This is a genomic window from Amycolatopsis thermoflava N1165, from assembly GCF_000473265.1.
Lineage (GTDB): Bacteria > Actinomycetota > Actinomycetes > Mycobacteriales > Pseudonocardiaceae > Amycolatopsis_E > Amycolatopsis_E thermoflava.
Map to the genome: position 1 here is coordinate 7,026,163 of NZ_KI421511.1, position 18,834 is coordinate 7,044,996.

At 72.6% G+C, this 18,834-nt stretch carries 17 protein-coding genes and 1 riboswitch; of the genes, 7 read left to right on the forward strand and 10 right to left on the reverse strand.

Features of this window, described 5'->3' with window-relative positions; all coding sequences use genetic code 11:
• Both xseA and AMYTH_RS0134910 read right to left on the reverse strand, forming a co-directional pair.
• Positions 1 to 1,239 carry an exodeoxyribonuclease VII large subunit gene (gene xseA / locus AMYTH_RS0134905; protein ID WP_027934112.1) on the reverse strand — a complete coding sequence of 413 codons (1,239 nt, stop codon included), beginning with the start codon at positions 1,237 to 1,239 and terminating at the stop codon, positions 1 to 3.
• Positions 1,236 to 1,844: a lipid droplet-associated protein gene (locus AMYTH_RS0134910; RefSeq protein WP_027934113.1), complete on the reverse strand. Its 609-nt coding sequence runs from the start codon at positions 1,842 to 1,844 to the stop codon at positions 1,236 to 1,238. The genes xseA and AMYTH_RS0134910 overlap by 4 nt, the downstream gene beginning before the upstream one ends.
• A 135-nt stretch (positions 1,845 to 1,979) precedes the next feature.
• On the opposite strand from AMYTH_RS0134910, the gene AMYTH_RS0134915 reads away from it, so the two are divergent.
• Complete coding sequence (locus tag AMYTH_RS0134915; RefSeq protein WP_084022736.1) at positions 1,980 to 2,933, forward strand: 4-hydroxy-3-methylbut-2-enyl diphosphate reductase; 954 nt, start codon at positions 1,980 to 1,982, stop codon at positions 2,931 to 2,933.
• Positions 2,934 to 3,642: 709 nt separating this feature from the next.
• On the opposite strand, the gene AMYTH_RS0134925 is transcribed toward AMYTH_RS0134915, so the two are convergent.
• A complete protein-coding gene (locus AMYTH_RS0134925) occupies positions 3,643 to 4,683 on the reverse strand; it encodes a DUF6542 domain-containing protein (protein WP_027934116.1) in 1,041 nt (346 codons plus the stop codon).
• 156 nt (positions 4,684 to 4,839) lie between these two features.
• Complete coding sequence (gene rmuC / locus AMYTH_RS0134930) at positions 4,840 to 5,757, reverse strand: DNA recombination protein RmuC (protein WP_020422321.1); 918 nt, start codon at positions 5,755 to 5,757, stop codon at positions 4,840 to 4,842.
• 164 nt (positions 5,758 to 5,921) lie between these two features.
• On the opposite strand from rmuC, the gene AMYTH_RS0134935 reads away from it, so the two are divergent.
• Positions 5,922 to 7,073, forward strand: a complete 1,152-nt coding sequence (locus AMYTH_RS0134935) for an exonuclease SbcCD subunit D (RefSeq protein WP_027934117.1) — start codon at positions 5,922 to 5,924, stop codon at positions 7,071 to 7,073.
• Positions 7,070 to 10,033 (forward strand): AAA family ATPase, encoded by a 2,964-nt coding sequence (locus AMYTH_RS0134940; protein WP_027934118.1) that lies wholly within the window; start codon positions 7,070 to 7,072, stop codon positions 10,031 to 10,033. The genes AMYTH_RS0134935 and AMYTH_RS0134940 overlap by 4 nt, the downstream gene beginning before the upstream one ends.
• Positions 10,034 to 10,036: 3 nt before the next feature.
• Here AMYTH_RS0134940 and AMYTH_RS0134945 read toward each other — a convergent pair whose 3' ends face one another.
• The gene (locus AMYTH_RS0134945) at positions 10,037 to 10,546 is read right to left on the reverse strand and encodes a methylated-DNA--[protein]-cysteine S-methyltransferase (RefSeq protein WP_017984770.1); all 510 of its coding nucleotides are present in this window, start codon (positions 10,544 to 10,546) and stop codon (positions 10,037 to 10,039) included.
• Between the two features lie 21 nt (positions 10,547 to 10,567).
• Positions 10,568 to 12,070, reverse strand: coding sequence for an AlkA N-terminal domain-containing protein (locus AMYTH_RS0134950; RefSeq protein WP_027934119.1), 1,503 nt, complete (start codon positions 12,068 to 12,070; stop codon positions 10,568 to 10,570).
• 106 nt (positions 12,071 to 12,176) lie between these two features.
• On the opposite strand from AMYTH_RS0134950, the gene ychF reads away from it, so the two are divergent.
• Positions 12,177 to 13,259 (forward strand): redox-regulated ATPase YchF, encoded by a 1,083-nt coding sequence (ychF, locus tag AMYTH_RS0134955; protein WP_027934120.1) that lies wholly within the window; start codon positions 12,177 to 12,179, stop codon positions 13,257 to 13,259.
• Between the two features lie 22 nt (positions 13,260 to 13,281).
• Here ychF and AMYTH_RS48265 read toward each other — a convergent pair whose 3' ends face one another.
• Together AMYTH_RS48265 and AMYTH_RS51095 are read right to left on the reverse strand one after the other, a co-directional pair.
• Positions 13,282 to 13,728: a Pr6Pr family membrane protein gene (locus AMYTH_RS48265; RefSeq protein WP_209440810.1), complete on the reverse strand. Its 447-nt coding sequence runs from the start codon at positions 13,726 to 13,728 to the stop codon at positions 13,282 to 13,284.
• Positions 13,729 to 14,410: 682 nt separating this feature from the next.
• Positions 14,411 to 14,731, reverse strand: a complete 321-nt coding sequence (locus tag AMYTH_RS51095; RefSeq protein ID WP_323807247.1) for a hypothetical protein — start codon at positions 14,729 to 14,731, stop codon at positions 14,411 to 14,413.
• A gap of 10 nt (positions 14,732 to 14,741) precedes the next feature.
• Between AMYTH_RS51095 and AMYTH_RS51100 the strand changes: the two genes are divergently transcribed.
• Positions 14,742 to 15,215, forward strand: coding sequence for a hypothetical protein (locus tag AMYTH_RS51100; protein WP_323807248.1), 474 nt, complete (start codon positions 14,742 to 14,744; stop codon positions 15,213 to 15,215).
• Between the two features lie 271 nt (positions 15,216 to 15,486).
• On the opposite strand, the gene AMYTH_RS0134980 is transcribed toward AMYTH_RS51100, so the two are convergent.
• Entirely contained in the window at positions 15,487 to 15,675 is a 189-nt protein-coding gene (locus AMYTH_RS0134980; protein WP_027934123.1) for a hypothetical protein, read from the reverse strand.
• 64 nt (positions 15,676 to 15,739) lie between these two features.
• A complete protein-coding gene (locus tag AMYTH_RS0134985; RefSeq protein ID WP_020422309.1) occupies positions 15,740 to 16,030 on the reverse strand; it encodes a 4a-hydroxytetrahydrobiopterin dehydratase in 291 nt (96 codons plus the stop codon).
• 33 nt (positions 16,031 to 16,063) lie between these two features.
• Positions 16,064 to 16,173, forward strand: a riboswitch (TPP riboswitch).
• A gap of 22 nt (positions 16,174 to 16,195) precedes the next feature.
• Here AMYTH_RS0134985 and AMYTH_RS0134990 point away from each other — a divergent pair.
• The gene (locus tag AMYTH_RS0134990; RefSeq protein WP_027934124.1) at positions 16,196 to 17,236 is read left to right on the forward strand and encodes a thiamine ABC transporter substrate-binding protein; all 1,041 of its coding nucleotides are present in this window, start codon (positions 16,196 to 16,198) and stop codon (positions 17,234 to 17,236) included.
• On the forward strand, positions 17,233 to 18,834 hold the full coding sequence (locus tag AMYTH_RS0134995; RefSeq protein WP_084022738.1) for an ABC transporter permease: 1,602 nt from the start codon (positions 17,233 to 17,235) through the stop codon (positions 18,832 to 18,834). The genes AMYTH_RS0134990 and AMYTH_RS0134995 overlap by 4 nt, the downstream gene beginning before the upstream one ends.

Genomic DNA, 18,834 nt, shown 5'->3' on the forward strand with positions numbered 1-18,834 from the left:
CTACTCCCCAGGTTCGGTGGATTTCGCGACCGCGTGCACCGCTCCGTCGACGACGCGCACGCGCAGCGGAGTTCCGTCCGCTACTTCAGAGATGTGCCGGAGCACCTGGAGGTTGCCTGCGTCGTCCCGGTATTGCACGACCGCGTACCCGCGTTCGAGGGTCGCGGCCGGTCCGAGCGCGGTCAGCTTGCCGCGCGCGCCGGAGATGGCGGCCTGCTCGTGCGAGACCAGGTTGAGCACCGCGCGGCGGCCGCGTTCCCGGTGCAGCTCGATCTCGTCCGCGCGCCGGTTGATCGGGCCGAGCGGATCGGCCAGCACGGGGCGGCTGCGCAGCTGGTCGAGCAGGCGGCACTGGGTGTCCACCCAGCCGTGCAGCGCGCGGCGGGCCCGGTCGCGCATCTGCCGGACCCGCTCGGTCTCCTCCTTGACGTCCGGCACGACGCGCTTGCCCGCATCGGTCGGGGTGGAGCAGCGCACGTCGGCGACGTGGTCGAGCAGGGGCGTGTCCGGTTCGTGGCCGATGGCGCTGACCACCGGGGTCCGCGCGGCCGCGACGGCGCGGCACAGGGTCTCGTCGGAGAACGGCAGCAGGTCCTCGACGCTGCCGCCGCCCCGCGCGATGACGATGACCTCGACGGACGGGTCGGCGTCGAGCATCTTCAGCGCCTTGACGATCTGCGGCACCGCCTGCACGCCCTGCACGGCGGTGTTGACCACCTGGAACGGCGCGGCGGGCCACCGGGCGTGCGCGTTGACCAGCACGTCCCGCTCCGCCGCCGACGCGCGGCCGGTGATCAGGCCGATGCCCTTGGGCAGGAACGGGAGGCGGCGCTTGCGTTCCTTGGCGAACAGGCCCTCGGCGGCCAGGAGACGGCGCAGCCGTTCGATGCGGGCGAGCAGCTCACCGATGCCGACCGCGCGGATCTCGGTCGCCCGCAGCGAGATCGTGCCGCGGCCCAGGTAGAAGGTCGGTTTGGCGTAGACGACCACGCTGGCGCCGTCCCGCAGCGGCGGTTCGATGCCGCGCAGCAGGCCGGTCGGGCAGGTGACGGTCATGGAGACGTCGGCGGCCGGGTCGCGCAGGGTGAGGAACGCGGTCTGGGTGCCGGGGCGGGCGTTGATCTGGGTGACCTGGCCCTCGACCCAGACCGAGCCGAGCCGGTTGATCCACTCGGCGATCTTGCGCGCGACGGTGCGGACCGGCCACGGGTTCTCGGCGGAGGTGGGTTCGGCGCTCACTCCGCCTCGGTGTCCCCGGTGGCGTTGGCGCGCTGCACGTTGGTGATGCGACGGGCCAGCATGCCGACGAACTGCGCGCGGTTCTCGTGGGCGCGCTCGTACTCCAGCAGCTCTTCGAGTTCTTCGAGGGAGAAGCGGCGCAGGCGAGCGCGCAGCTGGGGCAGGGTGAGCTCGTCGTAGTTGGCCAGGTCGAGCGGGCCTTCGCCGGTGCCGGCCGGGCTGTCGAACTCGCCCTCGACGTGCTCCTCGCCCAGCGCGCGTTCCTCCTGCTCCCAGGGGCTGTCGCCGACCTCGGCGAGCACCGCGTCCGGGCGGTGGCCGTTGCGGTCCGGGCGCGGCTGTTCGGCAGGCTGGTCGGCGGGCAGGTCCTCGTCGAAGGTGGCCCAGCTCGGGGCGTCCTCGACGGGGCGCAGCGAGGCGAGGGCGTCGTCACCGCGGATGGCCAGCTCGGTGACGTGCTGCTGCATCCGCATGGAGAACTGGAGCACGCCGGAGATCACCGTGACCGGCAGGCCGAGCAGGGTTTTCGGCAGGTCGCGGGCCCGTTCGGCGGCGGTGACGGCCAGGCCCGCCGCGACGCGGAGGGGAAGCGGGAGTGGCTTCATGGGTACAGCGTGCCGCACCTTGGCGGTTCAGCCCAACCGGTGCGGCGTGGCGACGTGACGGGATGCACAGAATTCGGGCGAGGGGTGCCCGGTGGGGGCGGGGTTCGCCTGCCGGGCGGCCCGTACCCTGGACGTATGACTGCTGTCTCCGAGCCCGTCAAGCGTGTGTTGCTGGCCAAGCCGCGTGGCTACTGCGCCGGCGTCGACCGCGCCGTGGTCGCCGTGGAGAAGGCCCTGGAGCTGTACGGGCCCCCTGTGTACGTGCGCAAGGAGATCGTGCACAACCGGCACGTGGTCGAGTCGCTGCGCGAGCGTGGGGTCATCTTCGTCGAGGAGACGTCCGAGGTGCCCGAGGGGGAGCTCGTCGTATTCTCGGCGCACGGGGTGTCGCCGGCCGTGCGGGCGGAGGCGGAGGAGCGCAAGCTGCGCACCATCGACGCGACGTGCCCGCTGGTGACGAAGGTGCACAAGGAGGTCAACCGGTTCGCGCGCGAGGACTACGACATCCTGCTGATCGGCCACGAGGGCCACGAGGAGGTCGAGGGCACCGCCGGTGAGGCGCCGACGCACGTGCAGCTGGTGGACACGGCCGAGGACGCGGCGAAGGTCGAGGTGCGGGACCCGTCGAAGGTCGTGTGGCTGTCGCAGACCACGCTCAGCGTCGACGAGACGATGGAGCGCGTCGACCAGCTCAAGGGCCGCTTCCCGAACCTGGCGGACCCGCCCAGCGACGACATTTGCTACGCGACGTCCAACCGTCAGACGGCGGTGAAGGCGATGGCGCCGGAGTGCGACCTCGTGCTGGTCGTCGGGTCGAAGAACTCGTCGAACTCCCAGCGCCTCGTGGAGGTCGCCAAGCAGGCCGGCGCGAGGGACGCGCACCTGATCGACTTCGCCCGCGAGGTCGACGAGAAGTGGCTGGAGGGCGTGACGACGGTCGGCGTGACGAGCGGTGCGTCGGTGCCGGACGTGCTCGTGATGGACCTGCTGGCGTGGCTGTCCGAACGCGGCTGGGGCGAGGTGCAGGAAGTGACGACCGCGAACGAGAAGATCGCCTTCGCACTGCCCCGCGAGCTGCGAAGCGTCTGACCGCGCGGGGTTTGGTGCCGGTCGGATTCGGCGGGGTGGTTGGCCGGTTCCGAGACGACCCCTGTCCCAGAACTGCCTCTTGCCCTGTGCCCTCAGACCTGAACCGCCGCGGTTGTTGAAGGCGGCTAGGACCCTGCTGCGGTTGTTGAAGGCGGCTAGGACCCTGCTGCGGTTGTTGAAGGCGGCTAGGACCCTGCCGCGGTTGTTGAAGGCGGCTAGGACCCTGCCGCGGTTGTTGAAGGCGGCTAGGACCCTGCCGCGGTTGTTGAAGGCGGCTAGGACTCTGCCCAGCTCGGCGCGCTGCGTCTGGCCGAACTCTGCGCATCGGTTGCTCCGGTACTGACTTCACAGCGCTGGGGCACCGGCTCCACAGCCCCGACGCCAATCCCACTGCAGCCCGCGCTTGTCCTCGCCGCAGCCTCGGCGTCCGTCCGCTCCACGGCCCAGGCGCTCGTCCCGACCGGAGCCCGGCGCGCTCGCCTCAACGCCAGCACGCCGGCTTCGCTGGAGTCCGGCCCGCTGGGGCAGTTAGCACGTTGCGATCTCGGGCGTGGCTGTCTTGAGCCCGGCCTGCTGCCGCAGCTGGCAGATCGCCCGCTCAGGCGTCCTGCTGCCGCAGCTGGCAGATCGCCCGCTCAGGCGTCCTGCTGCCGCAGCTGGCAGACCGCCCGCTCAGGCGTCCTGGTTCCAGCGCAGGCAGACCGCACTCTCAGGCGTCGTCGTCCCAGGGGCGGCGGCGTGGGGTGTTTCCGCGGCGGCCTTCGGGGGCTCGGCGCGGGTCCAGGCGTGGGTCGCCGCCTCGTGGGGGGACCCGGCGGGGGCGGTCGGCAGCCGGACCGCCGGCGCGTGGTTCACCGCCGCGGCGGTCGGCTTCCTCCGGGGGCACGCCGCGCTGCCGCGGGCGCCGTCCCGGGGGCGGCGTCTTGCCGCCGCGGGCTTCGCGCCGCGGGTCGTCCCGGAGACCCGGGTCCCGGCGTGGGTCGTCCCCAGCCGGACGCCGCGCGCCACCGTCCGCCCCGCGACGACCGCGCCGAGGCGCCTCGTCCGCGGCGCGACGCGGATCGTCGTCGACCGGGCGGCGTCCGGGACGTCGCCCCGCCGCACCACGTCCGGCAGCGACCGCACCCGCAGCAGCACCGTCACCGCCCGGACGGTCCTCCGCGCCGGCATGGTCCTCCGCCGGACGGCGCCGACGCGGCGCTTCACCCCGCGCCGCACCGCCGCGAGCCTCGCCGCCGGGACGCTTCGGGTCCGTGGGCCGCTTGCCGTCGCTGGCCTTCGCCTTCGCGTCCGGGTTGCGCTCCCGGTAGATCCGGACGATGCCCAGCACCAGGGTGCAGCCCGTCGTGATCGCCATCGTCGGGAAGCCGTTGATCAGCGGCGTGCCGACCGCCAGCACCTTCGTCAGCATGTCGCTGTTGTCCGGCAACCCGGAGACCAGCAGCACGACCCCGGGCACGGTGATCCCCAGGATCAGCGGGGGCTCCACCATCGGCCCGAACAGGCTGCGCCGCTGCACGCCGCACACCGCGCCCACGGCGCCGACGAAGTACGCGCCCTGGAACAGCCAGCCGAGCTTGTTCTGCGCCTGCATGTCGACGACCGCGCCGATCACCGCCAGCCCGAAAGCGAGGAGCACGGCACCCCACCACGGCAGGCCCCGGCGTTCACCGACGATGGGACGCTGATCCCACGGCACGGGGATGTCGTCGGCGTCGGAATCGCTCCGGCGATCGGGAATGGCGGTCACGAGGCAACACCGTAACCTGTAGCCGACCCCACTGGCTCCCCATCCCGCCGAGGATGCGGTTCAGACCACTGGCGCGGCCCCGCGGGTCCCCGTCGTGATCAGGGGTTTCGGCTCGTCCGGCCGTGTTGGCAACGTGCCGGTAACGCGAATTTTTCGCTAGCTCGCGGCTATCTCGTCCCCCCTTCGGATGGGCGCCACTTCGGTCGGGCTGGCGGCCGCGTCCGACAGTGGCGCCACGGCTGCCCGGAACCCTTCGAGCGCCTCCATCTCCCGCCGTCGCGCCGACAGGAACCGCTGCAGGTGGGTGCTGCTGAGGTTGAGGGCCTCGACCGCGTTGCCGGCCGCCCGGTGTGCGGCCGCCGCGCCTGCCCGCACCCGCTCGATGTCGTCCACGACCGCCCGGTCGCTCGCGGCGAACAGCGCGGCCGACGCCACCACCGCGAACCCGGTCGGTCCGCACAGGAACACCCGCCGGTCGAGCATCCAGCGCAGCAGTTCGGGATCGGTGTCCAGCGCCGCCACCACGGCCGCGTCGGACGGCACGAACATCACCGTGCCGTAGATCGCGTCGGCCCAGCGCTGGTACCCCTTGCCCGCGAGTTCGGCCGCCCGGGAGCGGAGGTTGCGGACGTGGACCCGCAACGCGTCCATCCGCTCGTCCGGATCGTCGGTCTCGACCGCTTCCGCCCAGCAGGCCAGGCTCGCCTTCGCGTCGACCGGCACGGCCCGGTCGCCACCGACCCGCAGCACCATGTCCGGTTTGGCCGATCCACCACCACCCAGGTCGGTCTGCAGTGTGTAGTGCAGCCCCTCGCGCAACCCCAGCGCCCGCGCGGTCTCCGCCAGTACCTGCTCGCCCAGCTCGCCCCGGCCGGTGATCGAGGCGAAGGCCACTTCGTACCTGCGCAACGCGGCCTGCTGCTGATCCACGCGTGACCGCTCGGCTTCGACCTGCCGCGCCGCCGCGTCCGCGCGGCGCATGCTGTCGCCGTAGAGCCGCCACAGCAGGGCGACCGCCACGACCAGGACCAAAGCGATCGCGACGGCTGCCGTGCTGATCACGGTGGAGGCCACTGCCGCCCTCCTTTCTTGATCGTCGAGAACGTGACCGCATCATGACGGAGGGCACCGACAAAAACGGGGCCCGCCCGCGCGGATCCACTCCGAACACACGTTCGGGTGAGGGATCGCGGTGTGTCTGCGGGATTCTGTCGGACCCCCCTCCTAACTTGGGCCACGTGAGACTCCTGCACACCTCCGACTGGCACGTCGGACGCACCTTCCACGGGCTGGACCTGCTCGCCGAGCAGGACGCCGTGCTCGGGCACCTCGCGGACGTGGTGGCCGCCGAGGGGGTGGACGTCGTCCTCGTGTCGGGCGACATCTACGACCGCGCCGTGCCGTCCGCCGAGGCGGTGCAGGTCGCCAACCGCGCCCTGAGCCGCCTCCGGCACGCAGGCGCGCACATCGTCCTGACCTCCGGCAACCACGACTCGGCCCCGAGGCTGGGCGCGTTCGGCGAGTTCGCCGCCGCGGGCGGTCTGCACCTGCGGACGACGATCGACCGGATCGCCGATCCGGTCCTGCTCGACGACGACCACGGGCCGGTCGCGATATACGGCATCCCTTACCTGGAGCCGGAACCGGCGCGGCACGCCCTCGGCGTGACGGGCGCGCGCGGGCACACGGGCGTGCTCACCGAGGCGATGCGCCGCATCCGCGCCGATCTCGCGAACCGTGCGCCGGGAACCCGCTCGGTCGTCCTCGCACACGCGTTCGTGACCGGCGGCGCGCCCACCGAATCGGAGCGGTCCATCGCGATCGGCGGTGTGGAACAGGTTCCCGGCTCGGTCTTCGACGGCGCGGACTACGTCGCGTTGGGACACCTGCACGGCCCGCAGACGCTCGCCGAGCACCTGCGGTACTCGGGCAGCCCGGTCGCCTACTCGTTCTCCGAGGCGCAGCAACGGAAATCGGTGTGGATCGTGGACCTCGACGCGTCCGGCCTGACCGGCGTGCGGCGGCACGAGCTGCCGGTTCCGCGCCGGCTCGCGAAGATCACCGGCAGGCTCGCGGACCTGCTCGCCGACCCGGCACACGACGAGCTGATCGAGTGCTACCTGTCGGTCACGCTCACCGACGCCGTCCGTCCGGTGGACGCGATGCGGTTGCTGCGGGAGCGGTTCCCCCACGCCGTGCACCTGGAGTGGCAGCCGGAGAACGGGAAGACGTCCGCGGCGTTGCGGTACGCCGCGGCGGTGCGGGGCCGGTCCGACGAGGAGATCGCGCACGGTTTCCTCGACGACTGCCGTGGCGCGCCGCCGAACGAGCGGGAGGCCGCGCTGCTGCGGACGGCCCTGGAGAAGGCGGACAGGGAGGACGCGGCATGAGACTGCACCGGCTGGAGGTGGCGGCCTTCGGACCGTACCGGTCCCGCGAGGTCGTCGACTTCGACGCGCTCGGCGCCGACGGGCTCTTCCTGCTGCACGGGGACACCGGCGCGGGCAAGACGACGCTGCTGGACGCGGTGGCGTTCGCGTTGTTCGGCACGGTTCCCGGCGCGCGCGGTCAGGTCAAGCGCCTGCGCTGCGACCTGGCGGATCCGGACGAGCCGACCGAGGTCGTGCTCGAACTGACCGTGCAGGGGCAGCGGCTGCGGTTGCAACGCAGCCCCGAATACCAGCGTCCGAAACGGCGCGGCGAGGGAACGACGACGCAGCAGGCGAAGGCGGTGCTCCGGTGGGTCGGTCCGCCGCCCGCCGGCCAGCCCCCCGAGGGCCTGACGCGGATAGACGAGGTCGGCCGCGCGGTCCAGCGTCTGCTCGGGATGAGCGCCGAGCAGTTCTTCCAGGTCGTGCTGTTGCCGCAGGGCGAGTTCGCCCGGTTCCTGCGCGCGGACACCGACGAGCGCGAGAAGCTGCTGGAGAGGCTCTTCGGCACCAAGCGGTTCGCCGAGGTCGAGGGCTGGTTCCGGGAGCGGAGGGCGGACCGGCGGCGCGAACTCGACCAGCAGCGCCAGGAACTGCGCGAATGGACGGCGCGGTTCGCCCAGGTGGCCGGGGAGGACGTGCCCGAAGAGGACATCGCGGGCTGGGTCGCACGCACCGGCGAGCGGATCCGGACCAGCGTGGAGCAGGCCCGCGACGACGAGAAACGCGCGAGGGCGGCACGCGAATCGGCTGATGAGCTGCTGGCCGAGCGGCTGTCGGCGGCGGAACGCGTCCGCCGGGTCCGGGAGGCGCACCGGCGGCTCGCGGCGTTGGCCGAGCAGGAAGAGGAACGGACGCGCTGGGCTGCCGAGCTCGAGGCGGCGAGGCGGGCGGCGGCGGTGGTGGGTGTCGCGGCACAGGCGGACCGGTGCGCGGCGCAGCTGGACGAAGCCCGCGAGGCCGAGGAACGCAAGGCAGCAGCCCTCGCGGCGACCGGATTCACGGACGTGCAGGCGGACACCGCGCACTTGCGCAAGCTGTCCGGGAAGCTGCGCGAGGAGGCCGGTGCGCTCGCCGGGCTGGTGGCCGAGGCCGAGCAGCAGGTGCGCGATCAACGGGACATCGAGCGCCACGCCGAGGCAGCGAGCGAGGCCAGGGCACGCGTGCAGGTGCTCGGGGAAAAGCTGGCGGGCATCCCGGAGCGTGTGCGAGACCTGCGGGAGCGCCTCGACGTCGCGATCGACGCCGAGGCGAAGCTCGGTGAGGTCCGCAAGCGCGAGTCCGAACTGGTCGCCGCGGTCCGGGACGCGGAGCGCCTGCCCGCGGCCGAGCGCGCCGTGGCGGATGCCGGAGCGGCGGCCCGGGAGGCCATCGACCAGCACCAGGAGGCGCGTGAACGGTTCCTCGAGCTGCGGAGGTGGCGGCTCGACGGCATGGCGGCCGAGCTGGCGTCCCGGTTGACGTCCGGCTCGCCGTGCCCGGTGTGTGGTTCCTCCGATCACCCGGCTCCGGCCATGGCCGCGCCGGAGGCCGTTTCACCGGAGCAGGAGCAGGCGGCGGAAGAGGCGGAGAGCCGGGCGGAGCGGCGCCGCAAGTCGGCGGAGGCGGCCAAGCACGACGCCGAAACGAAGCTCGCGGCGCTGCGTGAGCGTCTGCGGGGCCGGGACGGCGCGCAGCTGACCGAGGAACTTTCCTTGCTGCGCAGGGAGATCGCCGGGCTCGACGCGCTGGCACAACAGCGGGCGCCGCTCGCGAAGCAGGTGCAGGCAGCCGAGACCGAGCAACGGGAGCTGGAAGCGAAGCGTGCGGCCGAACTGCAGGCGGCCACGGCCGCCGAGACCCAGCACCGGGCGCTGACCGAGCGCGTCGCTGAACGCGCCCGGCGCCTGGACGAAGCGCGCGGTGACCACCCCGACGTCGCCGCCCGCCGCGCGCACCTGACGGGGATCGCGCGGGCGCTGGACGCCCTGGCCGAGGCGCGGTCCGCGGCCGCTAGCGCCGCCGAACAGCTCGAGCGTCAGCGCGCCGACGTTCGGGAAGCGCTGTGGCGGGCCGGTTTCGAGACCGTGGAGGAGATGCGGGCCGCCGCGCGTGACGAGGCGACGGTCCGTGATCTGGAGAAGCGACTGGCCGATGCCCGTGCGGCGGAGGCGGCGGCGCGCGCCACGCTGAACGAGCCCGAGCTGTTCGGGGTGGGGCCGGACGACGAGGTGGACGTCGAGTCGGCCAGGGCGAAGGCACAGGCGGCGCGGGAACGGGCCGAGGCTGCGGTCGCTGTCCTGCGGTCGGCGACGGCCCAAGCCGATGCGCTGGGCACGCTGGCCGAGCGGCTGGCGGCCGCCACCGAGCGGCTGCGGCCCCTGGAAGAGGAGTTCGCCGAGCTCGACGCGCTGACCGACGTGGTCAACGGGCGCGGGCAGAACGCGCGGAAGATGTCGCTGCGGTCGTACGTGCTGGCGGCACGGCTGGAAGAGGTGGCCATCGCCGCGACGGCGCGGTTGCAGACGATGAGCCAGGGCCGCTACTCGTTCGTGCACTCCGATGCGGCCGGATCGCACGGCACGAGGGGTGGCCTGGGACTGGACGTGCTGGACGACTTCTCCGGCACGGTCCGTCCGGCGAAGACGCTGTCCGGCGGGGAGTCGTTCCTCGCGTCACTGTCGCTGGCCCTCGGGCTGGCCGACGTGGTCGCGGCGGAGACCGGCGGCTCGCTGCTGGACACGTTGTTCGTCGACGAGGGCTTCGGGACGCTCGACTCCGAAACCCTCGACGTGGTGATGAACATCCTCGACGAGCTGCGGGCCGGTGGCCGGGTGGTCGGCCTGGTGTCCCACGTGGAGGAGCTGCGGCAGCGGATCCCGACCCGGTTGCGGGTGCGCAAGTCCCGCACCGGGTCGAGTTTGGAGCTGCAGATGGCGTGAACTTCAGGAGCGGTACGGGGTTTCGTGGTCGAGCAGCCAGCGCTTGACGTCGACTCCCCAGCGGAAGCCGCCCAGCGCGCCACCGATGCGAAGCACCCGGTGGCAGGGCACGAACAGCGCCGCGGCGTTGCGGGCGCAGGCCGAGGCCGCGGCGCGGACGGCGGCGGGACGGCCGGCGAGGGCGGCGTACTCGGTGTAGGTGACCGGCTTGCCGGCGGGCACCGTGCGCAGCACGTCCCACGCGTGCTGCAGGAACTCGCCGGACCGCTGGCGCACGGGAATGTCGTCGATCGCGTCCAGTTCACCGTCGTGGTAGCGGCGGACCGCGGTGCTGACCGCACCGAGGTCGCGCTTCTCACGGAGGTCGGACGGGCGCAGGGAGGGGGAGATCTGGGGAGTCAGTTCGCCGAGGTCGGCGGTCCAGCCGGAGGCCAGGACGGCGCCGTCGCTCGCGACGATGGCGGTGAACGGTCCGATCCGGGTGTCGGTCGTGGACCAGTGGGCGATGCTCATGTCGGTTCTCCTTGACGGGGTTCAGGCTTGGCTGGAGCGCCACAGGTACATGCCGGCGTAGGACCGCCAGGGCCGCCACGCCTGTGCGCGTTCGTTGAGTGCGGGGATGTCGTCGGCGATGCCGAGGGCGGCCGCGCCCTTGCGGAGGACGAGGTCGCCGGTGAGCAGCACGTCGGGAGCGCCGAGGACGCGCATTAGCACGTAGTCGGCGGTCCAAGGGCCGATGCCGGTGAGGGCGAGGAGTTCGGCTCGCAGTTCGGCGGGATCGCGTCCGACGTGCACGTCGACGTCACCGGAGGCGAGTGCGGCGGCGGCGCCGAGGATGGCGTCGATCCGGCGCTTCGGGCCGCGCAGCACCTCGTGGCCACGCTCGGCCACCGCCTCGGCGGTGGGGAACAGCAGGAGGTCTTGCTGCCACGGGACCGGTTCGCCGAGCGCCGCGGTGAGGCGGCCGGCGGCGGTGCGCGCGGCGGCGACCGAGACCTGCTGGCCGAGCATGGCGCGCAGCACCAGCTCGAAACCGTCGGCGGCGCCGGGGACGCGGATGCCCGGGGTCGCGGCGACCGCCGGGGCCAGAGCCGGATCGCCGGCGAGCACGCGCGCGACGGCCTCGGGGTCGGCGTCCAGGTCCAGCAGGCGCCGGGCCCGGGTGACGGCCGCGCCGAGGTCGCGGACGTCGGCGAGCCGCAGGTCGCAGCGCACGTGCCCGTCCTGTGGCGTCAGCGTCACCGTCGCGGCGCCGTGCGGGAGGCGGAGGGTGCGGGCGTAGCTGTGCTCGTCGACGGACTCCACGCCGGGCACGGCCCGGGCGGCGAAGAAGCCGAGGAGCCCGGCGGCGTCGAACGGCGGGCGGAACGGCAGTCGCAGGGACAGCCGGGTCCCGGCCGTGCCCGCTTCGGGCTCGGCCGCACCTGCCCGGCGGCGTGCCGCGGCCGCGGCGGTGCGCAGCTGCGACGGAGTGCGGGCGAAGACCTCGCGGATGGTGTCGTTGAACTGCCGGACGCTGGCGAAGCCGGCCGCGAACGCGACGTCGGCCAGTGGCAGCTCGGACAGCTCGATGAGCAGCCGCGCCGAATGCGCCCGGTGCGCGCGGGCCAGTGCCAGCGGTCCCGCGCCGAGCTCGGCGGTGAGGACCCGGCCGAGCTGCCGCTCGGAGTAGCCGAGGCGGCGGGCCAGGCCGGGCACGCCCTCGCGCTCGACGACCCCGTCGGCGATCAGCCGCATGGCCCGTGCGGCGAGGTCGGCGCGCACGTTCCACTCCGGTGAGCCGGGCACGGCATCCGGCAGGCAGCGGCGGCAGGCGCGGAATCCGGCGGCTTGCGCCGCGGCGGCGGTCGGGTAGAACCGCACGTTCTCCTGCCGCGGGGTGAGCGCCGGGCAGGACGGCCGGCAGTAGATGCCGGTGGTGCGCACGGCCGTGATGAACTGGCCGTCGAAGCGGGCGTCGCGCGAGGCGACGGCGCGGTAGCACCGCTCGTTGTCGCGCCAGAGTGCCTGCTCGGCCGGTGCGGCGATGGCTGTCATGGGTTCGATCCTGCCAGCAGGTCAGGCGCCTGACTGGCGGAATTCCGACATGGCCGTGAACGGGCGGCCCGGTCGGGCCGTGGGCCCGCCCCGTAGACTTCGGGCCGTGAGTCTGACCCTCGGTATCGTCGGCCTGCCCAACGTCGGCAAGTCGACCCTGTTCAACGCGCTGACCCGCAACGACGTGCTCGCCGCGAACTACCCGTTCGCCACGATCGAGCCGAACGTCGGCGTCGTGCCGCTGCCCGACGAGCGTCTGGACAAGCTCGCCGAGATGTTCAGCTCCGCCCGCACCGTGCCGGCCACGGTGTCCTTTGTGGACATCGCAGGCATCGTCAAGGGCGCGTCCGAGGGGGCCGGCCTCGGCAACAAGTTCCTCGCGAACATCCGTGAGGCCAACGCGATCTGCCAGGTCATCCGCGTGTTCGACGACCCGGACGTGGTGCACGTCGACGGCCGGGTGGACCCGTCGTCGGACATCGAGACGATCAACACCGAGCTGATCCTCGCCGACCTGCAGACGCTGGAGAAGGCGTTGCCGCGGCTGGAGAAGGAAGCCCGGACGAAGAAGGAGAACCGGCCCGCGCTGGAGGCCGCGCAGAAGGCGAAGGACATCCTCGACAGCGGGCGGACGTTGTTCTCCGCTCAGAAGGAGGTCGACACCGCGCTGCTGCGTGAGCTGAGCCTGCTCACCCTGAAGCCGTTCCTGTACGTCTTCAACGCCGACGAGGGTGTGCTGACCGACCAGGCGAAGCGCGAGGAGCTGACGAAGCTGGTCGCCCCAGCCGACGCCGTGTTCCTGGACGCGAAGGTCGAGGCCGAGCTGCTCGAACTCGACGACGAGGAGTCGGTGCGCGAGCTGCTGGAGTCGGTCGGCCAGACCGAGCCCGGCCTGCACGCGCTGGCTCGCGCCGGGTTCCACACGCTGGGCCTGCAGACCTACCTCACGGCGGGCCCGAAGGAGTCCCGCGCGTGGACGATCCCGCAGGGCGCCACCGCGCCCCAGGCCGCGGGCGTCATCCACACGGACTTCGAACGGGGCTTCATCAAGGCGGAGGTCGTGTCCTTCGACGACCTCGTGGAAGCCGGCTCGATGGCCGCCGCGCGCTCCGCGGGCAAGGTCCGGATGGAAGGCAAGGACTACATCATGGCTGACGGCGACGTGGTGGAGTTCCGCTTCAACGTCTGAGCCGGCCTGCGGCGCCGATGGGTCACGCGGGATCGCGCGTCGACATGCGGGTGGGTGCGTTGCCCAGGAGGGCAGGCATCCGGGTGTCGGCGAGTTTGAACAGCGCCGCGAACGCCAGGGCGAGCACCACGACGAGCCCCGCGTTGTGGATGGCTGCTCCAAGGCCCAGTTCGGTCACGTCCAGGAACGGGTACGGGTACCAGTCGGTGAAGGCGCCCGCGACCGTCGACCACGAGATCCGCGCGCGGCCCGAACAGCAGCCACGCCGCGATCGTCGCCCGCGGGGAGATGTAGTGGAAGCCGATGGTCGCGGACAGGGCGGCTCCGGGTGAGGTGCACCTGGGGGGCCAGCACGATCGCGAACACCAATGAGGATCCCCAGGAGCGCGTCCAGCCGCACCACGCGCCAGACCGGGCCGTCCAAAGTGGGGCGCCACACCGGCACCGGAGCAGCGGCGAGCACGACCATGTCGCTCTCGACGGTGCAGTAGCTGAAGAGCCGCCACAGGCGGACGCCAAGGCTGAGGCTTCCCCGGTCTGGCCGGAGTTCGCGTCCGCGCGGCCGGTGAAGATCAGCGTCAGCGGGACGGCGAGCGAGGCGGTCACGCCGAGCGCGATGAGCCCGTGCCACCCGCGGGACACGGCCCAGGACGTTCGAGGCGCGGGAACCACGTGACCGAAAGTAGCCCTCGATCCACGGAGCGCGAGCTCATGGCGTGAATGGCGACTCCGGGCGCGGGAGGTGGGGTGGCACGAGGGCAGTGGGGGTTCGGGCGGCTGGTGGCCCGTTCGCTGGTCCCGGGTGCGGGGTGGTGCCCGAGCCCAGTGGTCTCGGGCGAGTGGGGATATCGGGTGCGGGTTGCGGGCACGGGGCCTTGGGTGCGGTGGCGCGGGAAGGGCGAGGCTGCCTGCCGCGGCGGTGGGGGTGCCGGGCGGGCGGGGAGCGTAGCCCGCGTGCCGCGTGCCGCATGCCGGGTGCCGGGTGCCGGGTGTTGCGCGTCGTGCAGAGGCGGCGCGGGATCTGCTCGGGGGACAGGGCAGCCGCTGGCGGCTGGGCGACATCGGGAACACGAGAACGCCCAGGCGGGGGAAGCCTGGGCGTTCTCCGTGAACCGACGGGGCGCACGGGCAGTGCCCGCACGCCGCGCCGATCAGCAGGTCACGTTCACCGTGCCGCTCGACTCGAACGACACGTGCACGTGGTCGTAGTGGTTGGCCGTGGCGTCGCCGCGGTCTTCCATCGTCGACCAGCCGCTGCCGTCGTTGTAGCGCTGCCTCCAGATCACGTACTTGACGTTGAACTCGGACTGGTTGGCCAGCACGTAATCCGCGATGGCGTTGCCCGTGGAGGTGTCCACCATGAAGTCCAGCGCCAGGCCGCTGGGGTGGTCGCTCGTGCCGGAGCGGCCCGCTCGGCCGCCGATCTCGTCCACGCCGAACTTCGCGGCGATGTGGTTGCCCACCTTCGCCACGTGGGGCAGCGTGCCCTCGAGCACCGACGAGCAGGCGTTCGCCGCCTTGGTCGTCGTCTTCGGGGTCGTCGTCGTGGACTTCGGCGTCGACTTCGAAGTGGTCGACGGCGGGGGCGCCACGGACGGCGTCGTCGTCGACGGCGGGGGAGGCGGCGGCGGGGTGGTCGTGCTGCTCGACGTGCTCGTCGGGGCCGAGGTCGTCGGCAGCGGTTTCATCTGCGCCGCCATGCTGGCCGTGTCCTGCCTGCTGAAGTTACCGGTCAGCCAGACCGCGAAGCCCAGCACGAACGCCGCGGCCAGGCCGATCGCCAGGGGGACTCTCAGCGATTTCGCTTTGGATCTATGTCGACCCACCATTCGGAAGATCACCATTTTCGGGGAGGGGACTTTTCGGCCGTTCGGGGGATGGCCGCCCGTGACATTACGAATAGGACACGGAAATGTCACCAACGAGTGGTCATGGACACAGATCAACAGCGCATGAAAAAGGCCCGCCGGGGCACCGGCGGGCCGCTGACCTGCTGGGACTCAGCCCAGCGCGGCGAGCACGAGAACGGCGAGCAGGGTGATGGCGGTGGCCAGGCCGGTGACCCAGGCGCGCTGGACGGGCGACAGGGCGGGCGTGCTGTTCATGGCGGCGAACCTCGGGGTGAGCAGGGACTTCCGCGCGTGACAGCGCCCGCGACGCCCCCGTCGTTACAACCCGGCGGCCGACGTGACCGAAATCACTCCTGCGGTCCCCGATGTCGCGCCGTCTACCAGAACACGGCACCCGCCGCGGCGATCATCAACCCGAACGCCAGCGTCCCGACCACCACCGCCCGCGTCTCGCCCGGCGGTTCGACGGCGGCGGACGTGACCGCCGAAGCGGTCCCGGCGAGCACTCCCAGCAACAAGGCGACGGCGGCTCCCACGGCGGCCAGTCGCGTGACAACCTTCCTCATGGTGCGTTCCCTCCACCAGGGGCAACGCACGGGACCGGCCGCGAAGTTGCCGGTCCGGCCTAGATCACAGCGCGTCGATCGTGCCGTCGATCTGTTCGGCGAGCGACACGTCCTTCGCGGTGATGCCGCCCGCCGAATGGGTGCTGCACCGGAACGTCACGGTGCGCCACCGGATGTCCATGTCCGGGTGGTGGTTCACGCCCTCGGCGATCTCGGCGACGCGGTTGACCACCGCGATGGCCTGCGGAAAGTCGGCGAGTTCGGCGGTGCGCTCCAGCGCGTCGCCCGCGCGCTGCCAGTACGGCAGCTTGTTGAGGGCCTCGGAGATCTCGGTTTCGCTCAGTAGTTCCGCCATGTGCTCCATGGTGGTACGGCGGCGGGTACGCTGCACGGTTGCCACGGGAGTCCGGGTCCACCGGGCTGAGAGGCGGGTTCGCCCGCGACCGTTCGCACCTGATCCGGATCATGCCGGCGCAGGGAGGGCCCCGACCTTTCTCGCCGGAACGAGCGAGGAGTGGTCATGAGATTCCGCACGGGCGTCCTGGTCGGCCTTGTCGCCGCCCTGACCGCGGGCTGCACGCTGGCCGGCAACGACGCGGACAACGGCCCGGCCACGGTCACGCTCGTCACCCACGACTCGTTCGCCGCTCCGCAGCAGGTCCTCGACGCCTTCCAGCAGCAGACCGGTATCACGATCAACGTCGTGAAGAAGGGTGACGCGGGCGCGCTCACCAACACCCTGGTCCTCACGAAGGCCAACCCGATCGGCGAGGCGGCCTTCGGCGTCGACTCGACCTTCGCGTCGCGCGCGCTCACCGAAGGCGTCTTCGCGCCCTACACCAGCCCCGAGGCCGACCGCGGCCCGCAGCGCTACGCCGTGGACTCCGAGCACCGCCTGTCGGCCGTCGATGTGGGCGACGTCTGCGTCAACGTCGACAGCACCTGGTTCGCCGAGCGCGGCATCCCGGAGCCCGCGACCTACGACGACCTGGTCAAGCCGGAGTACAAGGACCTGCTGGTCGTGGAGAACCCGGCCACCAGCTCGCCCGGCCTGGCGTTCCTGCTCGGCACCATCGCCCGCTACGGCGAGCAGAACTGGCAGGGCTACTGGACCCGGCTGAAGGACAACGGCATGCGTGCCGTCGCCGGCTGGGAGGAGGCCTACGGCCAGGACTTCTCCGGCTCCTCCGGCAAGGGGCCGCGGCCGATCGTGGTGTCCTACGCGTCCTCGCCCGCGGCGGAGATCGGCGAGGACGGCAAGCCGCGCACGAAGGCGCTGCTGGACACCTGCTTCCGTCAGGTCGAGTACGCCGGCGTGCTGGCCGGGTCGCCGAACGCGGACAAGGCCCAGAAGGTGATCGACTTCCTGCTGTCCCAGCAGTTCCAGGCGACGGTGGCGGAGAACATGTACGTCTACCCGGCGCGGGAGGGCGTGGCGTTGCCCGCCGCGTGGACGACGGCCGCCCCGCTGCCGCCGAACCCGGCGAGCCTGCCCGCCGAGACGGTGCAGGCCGGGCGTGAGCGGTGGATCGAGCAGTGGCGCTCCTTGCTCGGCCAGTGAGCCGTGCCGGGCTCGGGCTGGCGGCACTGGCTGTGCTGCCGCTCGGGTTCCTGGTCGTCTTCTTCGCCTGGCCGGTCGTCGCGATCCTGCGGCTGGGCTTCGCCGACGGCGGGGTGCTCGCCGCGCTGGCCGAGGGCGAGACGTGGCGGCTGGCGTGGTTCACGGTCGCGCAGGCCGCCGGTTCGACCCTGATCGCGGTGGTCGCCGGGTTGCCGGTCGCGTTCCTGCTGGCGCGCGTGCGGCTGCCCGGGGTGGCGGTCGTCCGGACGCTGGTGCTCGTCCCGTTCGTGCTGCCCACCGTGGTGGTGGGCCTGGCGTTCCGGGCGCTGTGGCCGGACGGCGGCTGGCTGTCCATCGTGCTGGCCAACGCGTTCTTCAACGTCGCCGTTGTCGGCCGCACGGTCGCCGGGCTGTGGGCGTTGCTGGACTCGCGGGCCGAGGACGCCGCCCGCGCGCTGGGCGCGTCCCGCTGGCGCGCGTTCCGTTCGGTGACGCTGCCCGCGCTGATGCCGGCGATCACGTCCGCGGCTGCCGTCGTGTTCCTGTTCTGCGCCACCAGTTTCGGCGTGGTGCTGATCCTCGGCGGCGCGCGGTACCGGACGCTGGAGACCGAGATCTACCTGCGCACCGAGAACCTGCTCGACCTGACCGGAGCGGCGGCGCTGTCGCTGGTGCAGATCGCCGCCGTCCTGGGCGCGCTGCTGCTCGGCGCGGCCGCCCGCCGCCGCCGGGAGAGCGCGCTGCGGCTGCGGTCGCGGCGGGAGACCGCGCGCCGCCCGGTCGGCGGGGAGTGGGCCGTGGTCGGCGCGGCGGTCGTCGTGCTCGGCCTGCTGCTGACCCCGATCGTCGCGTTGCTGCTGCGCTCGGTGTCCACCGTGGACGGCTGGAGCCTGGCCGGCTACCGGGCGCTGTCCAGCACCGGAAACGACGGCACGCTCCAGGTCTCCGGCTGGGACGCGGCGCTGAACTCGCTGCGCACAGCCACCGACGCGACGGTGCTGGCGATGGTCATCGGGGTGTCGGCGTCGGTCCTGCTGGTTGCGCTGCGCCGGTCGCCGGGACGGCTCGCGCGCGGGGTCGGCGAGTCGATGGACGCCGCGCTGATGCTGCCGCTCGGCGTGTCCGCGGTGACCGTCGGGTTCGGCTACCTCATCACGCTCGACGCGCTGCCCGGCGACCTGCGCCGGTCGCCGCTGCTGGTGCCGCTCGCGCAGGCGCTGGTGGTGATCCCGCTGGTGATCCGCACGGTGCTGCCCGTGGTGCGGTCGATCGACGACCGCCTGCGCCAGGCCGCGGCCACCCTCGGCGCGAGCCCGGCGCGGGTGTGGCGCGAGATCGACGTGCCGCTGGCCTCCCGCGCCGTCGTCGCCGCGGCCGGGTTCGGCTACGTCGTCGCGCTCGGCGAGTTCGGCGCGACGAGTTTCCTGGCGCGCCCGCAGACGCCGACGCTGCCGGTCGCGATCGCGGCGCTGATCGCGCGGCCCGGCCAGCTCAACAACCAGATGGCGTACGCGGCGTGCGCGCTGCTCATGCTGGTCACCGCGGCCGCGGTGATCGTGATCGACCGGCTCGCGTCCGGCCGGGTGGGGGAGTTCTAG